Source organism: Enterovibrio litoreus (assembly GCF_045679545.1).
Classification (GTDB): domain Bacteria; phylum Pseudomonadota; class Gammaproteobacteria; order Enterobacterales; family Vibrionaceae; genus Enterovibrio.
The window spans coordinates 2,396,051-2,408,568 of record NZ_CP166194.1; the positions used below are offsets into that span (position 1 = coordinate 2,396,051).

At 46.3% G+C, this 12,518-nt stretch carries 10 protein-coding genes; 4 read left to right on the forward strand and 6 right to left on the reverse strand.

Translation table 11 applies throughout. The annotated features are described in order from the left end of the window. Positions 1-299 precede the first annotated feature (299 nt). Together argS and AB8599_RS10505 are read left to right on the forward strand one after the other, a co-directional pair. Positions 300-2,030 (forward strand): arginine--tRNA ligase, encoded by a 1,731-nt coding sequence (argS, locus tag AB8599_RS10500; RefSeq protein ID WP_407330847.1) that lies wholly within the window; start codon positions 300-302, stop codon positions 2,028-2,030. Between the two features lie 133 nt (positions 2,031-2,163). Beyond that, positions 2,164-3,186: a GGDEF domain-containing protein gene (locus AB8599_RS10505; RefSeq protein ID WP_407330848.1), complete on the forward strand. Its 1,023-nt coding sequence runs from the start codon at positions 2,164-2,166 to the stop codon at positions 3,184-3,186. Between the two features lie 13 nt (positions 3,187-3,199). Here AB8599_RS10505 and AB8599_RS10510 read toward each other — a convergent pair whose 3' ends face one another. Next, positions 3,200-3,799: a DUF924 family protein gene (locus AB8599_RS10510; protein WP_407330849.1), complete on the reverse strand. Its 600-nt coding sequence runs from the start codon at positions 3,797-3,799 to the stop codon at positions 3,200-3,202. A gap of 227 nt (positions 3,800-4,026) precedes the next feature. On the opposite strand from AB8599_RS10510, the gene AB8599_RS10515 reads away from it, so the two are divergent. Next, complete coding sequence (locus AB8599_RS10515; RefSeq protein ID WP_407330850.1) at positions 4,027-4,455, forward strand: HIT domain-containing protein; 429 nt, start codon at positions 4,027-4,029, stop codon at positions 4,453-4,455. A 146-nt stretch (positions 4,456-4,601) separates the two neighbouring features. On the opposite strand, the gene AB8599_RS10520 is transcribed toward AB8599_RS10515, so the two are convergent. The 5 genes from AB8599_RS10520 to znuA form a co-directional block, all read right to left on the reverse strand. Further along, positions 4,602-4,826 carry a FeoC-like transcriptional regulator gene (locus tag AB8599_RS10520; RefSeq protein ID WP_407330851.1) on the reverse strand — a complete coding sequence of 75 codons (225 nt, stop codon included), beginning with the start codon at positions 4,824-4,826 and terminating at the stop codon, positions 4,602-4,604. Further along, complete coding sequence (gene feoB / locus AB8599_RS10525; RefSeq protein WP_407330852.1) at positions 4,823-7,105, reverse strand: Fe(2+) transporter permease subunit FeoB; 2,283 nt, start codon at positions 7,103-7,105, stop codon at positions 4,823-4,825. The genes AB8599_RS10520 and feoB overlap by 4 nt, the downstream gene beginning before the upstream one ends. Further along, positions 7,095-7,328 (reverse strand): ferrous iron transport protein A, encoded by a 234-nt coding sequence (locus tag AB8599_RS10530; protein WP_407330853.1) that lies wholly within the window; start codon positions 7,326-7,328, stop codon positions 7,095-7,097. Before AB8599_RS10530 ends, feoB begins: the two co-directional genes overlap by 11 nt. A gap of 492 nt (positions 7,329-7,820) precedes the next feature. Continuing rightward, complete coding sequence (locus AB8599_RS10535; protein ID WP_407330854.1) at positions 7,821-10,613, reverse strand: helix-turn-helix domain-containing protein; 2,793 nt, start codon at positions 10,611-10,613, stop codon at positions 7,821-7,823. 165 nt (positions 10,614-10,778) lie between these two features. After that, the gene (gene znuA, locus AB8599_RS10540) at positions 10,779-11,681 is read right to left on the reverse strand and encodes a zinc ABC transporter substrate-binding protein ZnuA (RefSeq protein ID WP_407330855.1); all 903 of its coding nucleotides are present in this window, start codon (positions 11,679-11,681) and stop codon (positions 10,779-10,781) included. Positions 11,682-11,758: 77 nt separating this feature from the next. Here znuA and znuC point away from each other — a divergent pair, with 77 nt between their 5' ends. After that, positions 11,759-12,517, forward strand: a complete 759-nt coding sequence (gene znuC, locus AB8599_RS10545) for a zinc ABC transporter ATP-binding protein ZnuC (protein ID WP_407330856.1) — start codon at positions 11,759-11,761, stop codon at positions 12,515-12,517. Position 12,518: the final 1 nt, after the last annotated feature.

The window sequence follows — 12,518 nt, forward strand, 5'->3', positions numbered from 1 at the left end:
GAAATTTCTCCAGAAATACTCTGCAAGGAAATGAACACTGCCCATCCGCGATGAATTGAGGCTATTTAACGGGATTTTGGTTTCAAAGCGTGCCTATTTGTGGGTATTATTACGCCTATCAATCTGCACCCGTTTTCGGTGTTGAACGCTCGGTATTAAAGCCGTCAACCATGCCTTGTAATGAACATTTCTCATTGGGTATTGTTGACGGATTTTTGCTTTAGTACCAAGGCAAGCAAGCCCTTCGTCGTGACCACATGTCATGGCTGTCCATCGGGTATCAAAATTAAGGTAAGCACGTGAATATTCAAGCCCTTCTCAATGAAAAAGTATCGGCCGCTATGGTTGCAGCCGGTGCACCAGAAGGCAGCCCAGCTGCAGTTCGTCAATCGGCGAAACCACAATTTGGTGACTATCAAGCAAACGGCATCATGGGCGTTGCTAAGAAACTTGGCGGCAACCCGCGCGATTTCGCACAAAAAGTGTTGGATGTTTTGGACCTTGACGGCATTGCATCAAAAACCGAAATCGCAGGCCCTGGCTTTATCAACATCTTCCTCAGCCCAGAATGGCTAAGCGAGCAAGCAGAGATTGCGCTGTCAGATAACCGCCTGGGCGTTGCTGAAGCTGACAAGCAGAACATTGTTGTCGATTATTCAGCACCAAACGTGGCGAAAGAAATGCACGTTGGCCACCTTCGTTCAACCATCATTGGTGACGCAGTCGTTCGTACGCTGGAGTTTTTGGGCCACAACGTCATTCGTGCCAATCACCTCGGTGACTGGGGTACGCAGTTTGGTATGTTGATCGCCAACCTTGAGCGTCACGAAGCGGCAGGAAGCGACATTTCGATGGATCTAAGCGATATCGAAGGTTTCTACCGTGAATCGAAAAAGCTTTACGATGAAGACGAGGAATTCGCGAAAACTGCACGTAACTATGTGGTTCGCTTGCAAAGCGGTGACGAATACTGCAAAGAAAAATGGCAGACGCTGGTTAAAATCACGCTTGAACAAAACCAACGCAACTACGATCGCCTGAATGTCTCTTTGACCAACAAAGACGTGATGGGTGAAAGCATGTACAACAGCATGCTGGCTGGCATCGTAGAAGATCTGAAAGAAAAAGGTCTGGCCGTTGAAAGCGATGGCGCTACCGTTGTTTTCTTGAATGAGTACAAGAACAAAGACGGCGAGCCTATGGGTGTCATCATCCAAAAGCGAGACGGCGGTTTCTTGTATACCACCACAGACATTGCCTGTGCCAAATACCGCTACGAAACGTTTAATGCAGATCGCGTGCTTTACTTCATCGATTCACGTCAACACCAACACCTGATGCAAGCGTGGACGATTGTGCGTAAAGCAGGCTACATTCCTGAGTCAATGAGCCTTGAGCACCACGCGTTTGGCATGATGCTGGGTAAAGATGGTCGTCCGTTTAAGACCCGTGCTGGCGGCACTGTTCGCCTCGCTGACCTGCTAGATGAAGCGGAAGTGCGTGCAGCTAAGCTGATTGAAGAGAAAAACCCCGAGCTACCCGCGGAAGAAAAAGCGAACATCGCTAACACCGTTGCCATGGCTGCTGTGAAATATTCTGATCTCTCTAAGCACCGCACCACGGATTACATCTTCGATTGGGACAACATGTTGGCTTTTGAAGGGAATACCGCGCCTTACATGCAGTATGCCTACACGCGTGTTGCTTCTATCTTCAACAAAGCAGGCATTGCTGCCGACTCTGTGCAAGGCAAGATCATCATTGCTGACGACAAAGAGAAAGCGCTCGTGTCTAAGTTACTGCAATTTGAAGAAGCCGTTCAATCTGTTGCGCGTGAAGGTCAGCCACATATCATGTGTAGCTATCTGTTTGAACTAGCAGGCACATTCTCAAGCTTCTATGAAGCCTGTCCGATCCTTAATGCCGAAGGTGACGCCAAACAAAGCCGCTTGAAACTTGCTGCACTCACGGCAAAAACCATCAAGCAAGGCCTTGATCTTCTTGGCATTAAAACGCTAGAACGCATGTAATCATTCTCGATTGATTGCGAGTAAAAAGTTTGAGCCCTATTCAAAAAGAATGGGGCTTTTTTTCATCTTAAATCAACAAATCCTTTGCACTTCTTGTATCATTAATGACACGAGTAGTACTAAGGGATAGCGCATGAGCGATTACGCTTTTTTCGAAGCAACAAAGATATTCAAGCGTGCCGTGCCGTTGATGGTGAAATACAAAGTACCCACCACGCCACACTACTTTTCGCTTTGGTACACCTACTGCGCAGGCACACATCCGCAGCTCAACCGCGCGGTTGATGACACCGTAGAACGTTTTGGTCAATGCTCAACAATGCACTGTGATACGCTGATCGAGTCCTACTTACTTGATGATGCAAAACGAGAAGTCGACAGCTTTCGTAAAAAATTGGAGAGTCTTGCTGCCGACTTAGGTCATTCCATTGATGATACGGTACAAGACACACAAGCGTTTCAGAACATTCTTAACTCCTCGGTGAGTCGACTTGAAGATGTTAAAAGCCAATCTGACATCAGCGGAGAGAGCCAGGTCGTTCTTCAAGACCTTCTCAAAGGGTCGCAGCATTTACTGCAAGCCACCTCTCAATATCAATTGCATGTGTCCACGCAAAAATCAGAAATTGACTCACTCAAGCAGCAGCTAAAAGAGTATCAAAAGCAGGCCACGCACGATGCGCTAACTGGCGCCTTCAATCGACGCGCCTTTGAGCAACAACTTGATGACTTATTGCGGCAAAAATCAGAAATGTGCTTAGTGATGGTCGATATCGACCACTTTAAGTCATTTAATGATGAATTCGGACATCAAATGGGCGACAAAGTCCTTAAAATAGTCGCGCAGAGATTGCAGCAGAGCATCGAAACTAACGGCATGGTATTTCGTTATGGTGGCGAGGAATTTTCGGTACTTATGCCTCAAATGTCCCTAAAAGGGGCCTATCAAATCGCGGAAAAAACGAGAAAATCGCTAGAGCGTCTTTCTGTTACGGACAAACGCTCAGGACAAAAGATAAACTCAATTACCGCTTCTTTTGGTGTCGCACAATTCCAGATCGGTGAGCAAGGCGCACAATTTGTCGCGCGCGCTGATGAAGCACTTTACGATGCAAAAAATCGCGGAAGAAATAGAGTTATGCCGTTAGTGCGTTAGCAGATGGAACGCACTACTGGCTGAGTTTTGCCCCCCCTTCTACCAACCAAAGAATCTCATTCTCCGTAGACAAGCGACCTAAAGATGCGTTCCGTTGGGGGAAGCGACCAAAACGTTGAATAATGTCAAAGTGGTTCCGCGCTTGCCGATAGAAGTTTTCATACATGCCCGCTTCTGATTGGTCGGCTGATTCACATAACTGACTAAATCTAAACAAGGCTTCCTCCTGATCTTCAACATGCTCAGAATGCTGAAGAGGCGCATAGAAAAATACGCGCTGTATCGGCAACAGTTGCTGATCTTGACCAATTGCTAACCCGCGCTTGCACAACGCTAGCGCAAACTCATCATAACGAAACGCAGCACTTAGCCCTCTATAGATACGTCGACTAAATTGATCCAGCAAAATAATATGTGCTAATGCACCCAGCGGCATTTCTAGCCACTGGGACAATTTACCCTCGCCCGCCATGCTAACATATGGCAAAAATCGCTCACGAATAACACCGTCTGTTGTCTCGTCACCATGCAACCACATCGCCTTGATGAGGTCGTTTGTTTGCGGTGCCTCGGCATCCTCAAACCAAAAGTCCAGCACTTCTACGTAGTCCATGCTCGCTCCCACGATGGTGGCCCTGATTGTTACTCTCTCTTTAGCCTAAACCCAAATCAAAAAAAGGGCGGGCTATTGGTCAAGATGTATTGGGTTTTGTGATTTTTCCATGACAATTGCGCAAACCGTTTTCATGCAATCATCTCAGAGTTTAAGCTCTGTCGTTGGTTTACATTTTTCTATTTTGCCAGTAGTTTTGAATGAGTTTTTGAAAAAGAGAAAATAAAATGGCGTTTGAGTTACATCCGCGTTTGGAATCAGACACAACTTGGTTGGGTGATTTACCACTGTGTCGTGTTTTGTTAAGCAAAGAAGATATTGGACCTTGGTTTATTTTGGTGCCAAAAGTGGTGGGAGTGACTGAGTTGCATCACCTTAGCGAGGCTGATCAGCAACAGTTTATGCGTGAGTCTTCTCTGCTGGCTGCAAAGCTTGAATTCCTAACCCGCCCAGACAAACTCAATATGGGCGCGCTAGGTAACATTGTGTCACAGCTGCATATTCATTACATTGCACGCTTTCAATCTGACATTGCTTGGCCAGGTCCTGTATGGGGGAATACCGCAGGTATCTTGAGGACCAAAGAAGATCAAGAGTCAATGGCATTTCAGTGGCGACAGCACCTAAGTGAAATCAGCGACTTCAGCGCCGCATAATCAATAGCGCCGAAATCAGCGAATACCTAGCATCACTTTAGGTAAATCACTCAAACTAAAAAAAGCGCGATGTTACTATCACCGCGCTTTTTTTGTATCTAGGTATCAGTGAATATACAGGTTGACCCACCCTAGCTCATCGTCTCTTACTGAATGACAGTCAGACCTATCTCTTTATCCGACACCCATTGGTAACGACGAACAACACCATTGTGAGAGTCTGAGATCGTCGTTTTGATCTGACCTTTTTTGATCCAGACACTCAACATTGCGTCAATCCCATCTTCTGACAACCCAAAGTTTGAAGCCAGCTCTGTCTGACTGCATTGAGGATTGTCGATAACATAGTCTCGCAGCTCAGTCAGTATCACAGTGCCACCGCATTCATTGCCGCATTGCGTTTTGCATGTCGATGAAGAAAATGAATCGCTGCAAGCATCAAGAGTACGCTGCCAACAATAGAGACAACACTTTGCATTGGTGTTTCGGTTAGCATGGCGGCTTGATAAACAATGGTTGCACACACCACAGCAAGGAGCATGGTCCAACTTGCAATAAAGACGGCAAACGGACGCCCAAATTCACGCACGTAAGCCCCCATAGCCGCAACACACGGTGTGTAGAGTAAGATAAACACCAAATAGGCAAATGCACTGGCAGCGGTAAAGTTCACGCTCAAGTTCGCGAAGATACTGAGATCAACCTCTTGGTCTTGCGCAATCGCATGCTGGTCGGGCAAATCACCCACGTCAATTCCAAGCGGATCAGCAAAATTCAATCCAAGCAAGTTTTCAGGAATGGTTTGCCACGCCTCTTTCAAACTGCCCAACAAATCATAGTCTGACGTGTCTGCTTCGCTTGGCGTCGAATAGAGATTGTTTAACGTGCCAACCACGGCTTCTTTCGCAAAAATCCCAGTGATAATGCCAACCGTTGCTGGCCAATTATCTTCTTGAATACCAATAGGCGCAAAAACAGGTGTGATAGTTTGCGCAACCTTTGATAATACTGAATGTTCAGAATCCTGATTGCCAAACGAGCCGTCGGTTCCCACAGAGTTCATAAAGCTCAGAACGGTAACCACCACCACAATCGTTTTACCCGCCCCCAAAACAAAACGCTTGAGTTTGTGCCACGTCTTTAACACCACATCTTTAATACGCGGCCATTCGTAGCGCGGCATCTCCATCATGAACGAGTCACTGTCTCCTGGATAAATGGTGTTTCGTAACACCACACCCGTAAACACGGCGATAGCAATACCCAGCAGATACAATAAGAACACGACATTTTGTCCATTTTCAGGAAAGAATGCGGCAGCAAAGAGTGCGTAAACAGGTAGCCGCGCGCCGCATGACATAAATGGTGCCATGGCGGCAGCAAGTCGGCGTTCTCGTTCTTGGTCAAGTGTACGAGTGGCCATGATCGCAGGCACATTGCAACCAAACCCGAGCACCAAAGGGACAAATGCCTTACCCGGCAAACCAATTTTCTGCATGGCTTTATCTAGTACAAACGCGGCGCGAGCCATATAGCCTGAGCTTTCAAGCAAAGACATAAAAAGATACAGGCAAGCTATAACGGGAATGAAGGTGGCAACGGTTTGAATACCTCCTCCTACCCCATCGGTCAGGATGGTGACAAGCCAAACAGGAAGATGATTATCGAGCAAGTAGTGCCCGCCATCCACCAAAATGGCGCCAGTACTGATATCAAAGAAATCGATAAATGCGCTACCTATGTTTATAGAAAACATAAACATCATATACATAATGAAGAAAAAGATAGGTAAGCCAAAGTAACGGCTCAACACCACATTATCGATAGCATCGGTAATTCGTGCTTTAAGAGGCACAATCTGTTTTTTACATTGACGACAAATCTGCGCCACGCGCGAATAACGCACATTGGCTATCACGAGATCTACATCAGTTTGCGCAAGCTGCTGATTGGAGACCCTATCAAGCAATGCCTTCGTCGGAGAAGAAAGCTGGTTCAATAAAATGCGATCGCCGGCGAGTAAACGGATTGCTTTTGCGCGCTCATACTGTGCGGATTCCTGTTCTAACCCTTGAGAGACCAAAGAAATAGCAGACTCAACGTCAATGCCATAATCAAGTGTCAGTGGCGAACTCGCAGATGGCACTTGGATACTTTCGGCCAACGAGTGCTTTAGTGCCTCAACCGACAGAGGGTTGGTTGCTGTCACCGTGAAAACATGACACCCCAACGATTTAGCAAGTTCGTCGGTATCGAGACGAAAGCCATGCTGTTCTACCACGTCCATTTTGTTGAGAACGACAACCATCGGTCGCCCCAACTCACGCAATTGAAGAGTCAGGTAAAGACTTCGCTCTAGGCAGCTCGCATCAAGCACATTGATGATGAGGTCGCTTGGCAATGAAAAAAGCGCAGTGATAGCGATCGACTCGTCTAGGCTATTCTCGCCATCCGCATTATCCAGAGTATAGATACCAGGAAGATCGGTGAGTGCGCAGCTTTCATCACCAAGCACAGTGGAGCCTGTTTTTTTGTCTACAGTGACACCGGCCCAGTTGCCAATTTCTTGTCGGCCACCTGTTAGTCGGTTAAAAAGCGTGGTTTTTCCGGAATTAGGGTTACCAACAGTCAGTAACTGCTTACTTGTCATGACCTATCACCTCAATTTGGCTGGCTAAACTCTTTCGAAGCGCAATATCACATCCACGAACACGGATCTGAATCGGGTCACCCATCGGCGCTAGGCGGATAACGTGAACATCAGTGTCTGGCAGTAATCCCATCGCCATCAATTTCTTTCGGGGAATAGAAGGTACGTTTGATAACGACACGACCTGCCCAGTAAAACCCGGCTTTAGCTCCGACAGTTTCATAATCACAACCTAAATGAGAATCATAAACGTTTGCGGTAAAGTATTGCAAAATGTTGCAAAAAGAAAGTTGTTTTTGATCAACAAAATTGACGCTTTAGCTGATGTCATACCCTAAGCATCACCTTCTCTCGTTAATTCCGTCAAAAAAACGTCAACTCCGTGAAATTTGAAACTGTCTTTGTCCTGCTTTCAATTTCATCCAACAAAATCTCTAAAACAAACCCACAGAAAAATCGTTAATTTCGTCAAAAACATATAAATATGGCGTTTTTCATAGCCGAAATTCTTCGACACAACGCAAAAAAAACATCGCTTTTTAATCGGAATGACATAATGGCGGGAAATTACTATGTGCTGAGGGGGGAGAACCGCTTTAATGAACTCAGTTAATTCCAGACGGTGTGAGGGACTCCCACACACCTCCGGCAGCAAGCGAAGGTGTCTTTGACGCCCGTGGTATAGTCAGTCGGCTATACCACGCTCTTTTTTTTCCTACACGTCCTCCCCTTCAAGTAACTCCCGAAACTGGGATGGTGTATAACCATATTTCGCCTTGAATGACTTGGTGAAGTAAGACGGTTCATTGAATCCACATGCTACGGCCACGTTCGTGATCTTATCGCCTTGAGATAACATGCGCTTAGCATTGCTCAATCTCGTACTGATCAGCGCCTCTTTAAAGGTGTATCCCAACTCAACCTTAAAACGTCGCTGTAAACTTCGCTCTGAGATAAAGAGCGATTTAGCCAGTACTGCAGGTGAATAATCAGGGTCGTGGAAATGCACCGCAATTTCTTTCAACACCCTGTCCCTCCATTCCTTGGCCTCTTCTTCTGCCTGTATGGTTTCATCTTGGATCAATTCTTCATTTGGGAGGTTGTCCAACACGGCTTTAATGGGGTGCTCAGCGGGGTGTTCAATCGTTCTTTGTTGAACAATACTAACTCCTGAGCGGTCGAGGTCCTTTGCAAGTGATTGACGCCGATCTATCTCTATTACTTTTTGGTGAACAGTGTGGCGAAGTTGAACATTATGGGCTTTAACAATGGTGGTTTTACGTCTGTAATACCCAATAGCAACCGCGCCAATCACCAGCGCAACCAACAACACATAACCCAATCGCTCATACCAGGGTGCCGCTACATCTAACAAAACTAGCGGTCGTTCCAACGTCTCCCCCCCTTGCAAGGGCTCCCTAATCATCAATGTATATCGACCCGAAACAAGGGCGCTAAAAAGAAGGCGCTGCTCATTAGTCGTATACCAATTACCGTCACTAGTGCCATCAAGTCGATACTCGATGCTTTCATGCTTGCCGAATGGCATTTTACCAATGTCGATCATGAGTGAAGATTTACTTGGCACAGAGATAGCGTCCAACTGGGTTGCACCAAGTCTCCAAGGCTTGCCATTGACGGATACCGATCCTATCGAATACTTACGTAGTGGCGCTTCAAACAATGCTTCTAACATCTCAGAAGATAGGGAAAATACTCCATATTCACCCGCAATTAACATCGCCTGATTCTCTAACCGACAAAAATGACGAAGAGAGGCCGATGACGTCGCCTGATCGCCGCCCTTGATGAAGTGCTTTTGGCTAGAAGCCAAATCAATGCGATAAATCCCTTTTGTGGTCACAATAAAAGCAGCATGATCAGACAATGCTAAACATTTTGCGCTCGCATCGATATCACTGCTGAATACTTGTTGAGGTGGCGCAGTGCCGTCCATTTTGTATTTGAATACACCGCGCCCCGTGAGCAACCATAGCGTATCGCCACTCCCTGCACTGATCGATTTAATGCTACCAATTGTTTCTCGCGTCAGCTTGGATTGGAACTGCCCATCAAAGTAAAAGAGTAACCCTTCGCTGGTTCCCAACCACGTTCCTCTTTCATCAAGATCTAACACTGCATTGAGTTGTGCGTTGGGAGGGACGGACCAATCCACCCCAAAGTCGATGAGTGTTTTGCTGGCTGGCCAATACCGAAAAACCAGCCCCCCAGACACAAGCCATAAAGAGTGAGTGTCCGCAATCACGTGGTCAATTGGTACATTATCCAACCCTGAGGGAGACATATTTTCTATCGGGAGCAAGGTGTCAGGGTCCAACGCCATTAATCCAGACGCTGAGGCTATCCATAGTGTGTCGCTTAGCGAGCTCATTCCTTCGATCACAAGATTGAGTTTCGTCGACTGTGTAGGGATAAGTTCTTTATCCAGCACCACAAGTTTGTTTTTGGCGCTTAAGTAGTGTTTATCACGCAAAGTCACCAGCGACGAGATACTTGCACTCTCCCAGTCAGGCATGAGACGGTGCAAAGGAAAACGATGGATACTTTGTGCCACCGGCGATCGATAATTGAGCGCGTTTTCCGTCGATAACCACATGTCACCAGATCGACTAGTCTCGATATCAAAGACTTGCTCCCCAGACAAGCTATATGCATCGTCAATTTCACCTTCAACGCGGTCAAATTGAATGTGGCTGTTATCCGTTTTAGTCCCCAGATAAAGACCGTTATCAGTGCCTACCCATACGCCTTCACTGGTCTGCGCAATAACATTCACCGAGACACTTTTGATGAAGTGAGACGTTTGCACGCCATCGGTAATGAGCACCAGCCCCTCTTGAGACCCAACCCATAATGTGTTGTCACTTTCGTAGGCGGCGTTCACTAATCTGTTCTCGGTCATCTCATAGATATTATTACCCGTACTGATATCAACAAATGCTGATTCACTCATACCGATAACCGAGTTTTGACCTTCAAACAGTCTCGCTAATGGCATATGTCCGAGATTTTCTGCTGGCGACGCCGCCAAGGGAATTCGAAACAAGTTTGATGTTGTGGATACCCACAAATAGTGTTGGTCAGAAACTATATCCGTCACTGACACGCCGTCCCCTAAGGAAATGATGTCTAGTGTATTCGATGCAATGTCATAGCGGAGCAACGCGCTATTGGCGATAAACCAAAGTGAGTTATCAAACGCTGAGATACGTGTGATCGGGTAAGAGGGAAGGGTTATAAATTCAGAAAGAGAGTGATAGTGAATACCATCGTAAAAGCTCACGTTCCCATCGCTATCGAGTAGCCATACCCCATGGTTAGGTATGTACTCCACATCAACCACGTTGCTAGATTGCTCTTTGCTACTATGAGGAAAGGCATAGAAAATGGCTGATGCAAACGCACTTATGGGCGATGTGATTAGCATCGCCAACACAATGAAGGTAACAAACGGTTTGGCTAGTAAGCCTAGATAGTGTGAGAACATCGTTTACTTATCGTTATTTTGATGTCGCCACATTTTGGCAGTTTTTGATGACATTTAAGTTGAACAAGGGCGCTGATGCGAGGCACATCACAGGCGAGTCAGGGCAAATCGTCAATACCCCAACACGCTGTATTCAAATAGGTATGCCGTTTTAGTTTCTTTGTCTTACTCAGAAAAACAGTCCGCGTAGCTCTTACCTAAGGCATTCAGAAAATCGACATAATGATTGTTGGATAACGACATATCTTGTGCCATCGGATCCAGTGTCACAACTTTGGCGCTAGTGCCTTTTACCACGCTATTCACCAAGCCTGGATTAAACTGGGGCTCTGTAAACACACACTGAGCTTGGTTATCCATTAAGGCACTTCGAATTGAAACCAACGTCCTAGCCCCCGGTTTTCGATCTGGGTTAATGGTCAAATGCCCTGTCGGCTTTAGACCAAATGCACTTTCAAAGTACCCATATGCATCGTGAAACAAGAAATAGCCTTTAGATTGACTCACATCTAGGTTTTTCGCTATGTCCGTTTGAGCCTGAGTAACATCCGTGACAAATTTTTCGTAGTTTGCCTGATAGTCAGCGGCATGAACGGGATCACGTTGCGACAACGCCAACTTGATCGCTCTCGCTATCACTTTACTTTGCTCAGGTCCTAGCCAAAGATGTCCATCAACCCCTTCATGGTTATGATCATGGCCATCATGATCTTCGTGACCACCTTCATCATAATATCGAACAGGCATACCATCATAGGTGGTTAACCTTAGGGTGTTAGGTTGTCCATTCAGCACCTTTTCCAAAAAAAGCTCGAGCTCAGGTCCAACCCAAACCACTGCATCTGCATTTCTTAGCTTTTTGATATCTGACGGTTTTAGTGCGTAATCATGAGGGGAAGCACTATCTGGTAGCAACACGTCAACATTCGCTAAATCGCCCGCGATATCGTGTGCAATTAACCCTAAAGGCTTAATGGTGGTGACGATATTGAGTGTTGATGCATTCGCTGCCATTGACGAGGTAAGCAAAAGCATCATGAAGATTGGAAAGTACCGAGCGATTGTCATGCGTGTTTTAGCCAATATTTTAATACGAGGAAAAATGTTATATTATAACATTTCAACTTAAACATCATGCCCAATTTATGTCCGCATCACTGGTTACGCTAAATAACGTTTCGGTCATCTTTGATGGTAGAAGCGTGCTCGATCGCATCTCATTATCTCTCTATCGAGATAAGATAACGACGCTCATTGGCCCTAATGGGGCTGGTAAATCCACATTGGTCAAAACCGTAATTGGACTCAATGCCCCCACAGAGGGAACGATCGAGCGCCTGCATCGACTGAAAATTGGCTACGTGCCGCAAAAGCTGCGACTGAATGAAAGCCTGCCATTGCGTGTTGACCGATTCCTCAAACTCTGCCCCAACGCAACGAAAGCCTCTCTTCAAGATGCTCTGAGTTTAGTGGGAGCAACAAAGCTACTTCACGCCAATATGCATACCCTCTCTGGTGGCGAAATGCAGCGCGTGCTTTTAGCAAGTGCAGTGTTGAAAAAACCCGATTTATTGGTACTCGACGAGCCAGTGCAAGGCGTTGATGTGGCAGGACAATTGGAGCTTTATAGCTTGATAGCAAAGCTCAAAGATACCCTTCATTGCGGTATTCTCATGGTATCTCATGACTTACATTTGGTGATGGCAAAAACGGACGAAGTCATCTGCCTGCAGCACCATATTTGCTGCTCAGGTGAGCCTGATGCGATTTCATCTCACCCTGAATATGTGGCGCTATTTGGTCGAAAAGAGAGCGAACAATTAGCGTTGTACCACCACCACCACAATCATGACCACGATTTGTCCGGCAACCCTGTCGGCCCTTGCAAGCACGGAGACCATTAAG

Excerpts from the sequence above, each read along its gene's own strand:
- znuC (WP_407330856.1), top strand. The coding sequence starts at position 11,759 with ATGTCCGCATCACTGGTTACGCTAAATAACGTTTCGGTCATCTTTGAT.
- AB8599_RS10515 (WP_407330850.1), top strand. The coding sequence starts at position 4,027 with ATGGCGTTTGAGTTACATCCGCGTTTGGAATCAGACACAACTTGGTTG.
- AB8599_RS10535 (WP_407330854.1), bottom strand. The coding sequence starts at position 10,613 with ATGTTCTCACACTATCTAGGCTTACTAGCCAAACCGTTTGTTACCTTC.
- AB8599_RS10510 (WP_407330849.1), bottom strand. The coding sequence starts at position 3,799 with ATGGACTACGTAGAAGTGCTGGACTTTTGGTTTGAGGATGCCGAGGCA.
- znuA (WP_407330855.1), bottom strand. The coding sequence starts at position 11,681 with ATGACAATCGCTCGGTACTTTCCAATCTTCATGATGCTTTTGCTTACC.
- feoB (WP_407330852.1), bottom strand. The coding sequence starts at position 7,105 with ATGACAAGTAAGCAGTTACTGACTGTTGGTAACCCTAATTCCGGAAAA.
- AB8599_RS10505 (WP_407330848.1), top strand. The coding sequence starts at position 2,164 with ATGAGCGATTACGCTTTTTTCGAAGCAACAAAGATATTCAAGCGTGCC.
- AB8599_RS10530 (WP_407330853.1), bottom strand. The coding sequence starts at position 7,328 with ATGAAACTGTCGGAGCTAAAGCCGGGTTTTACTGGGCAGGTCGTGTCG.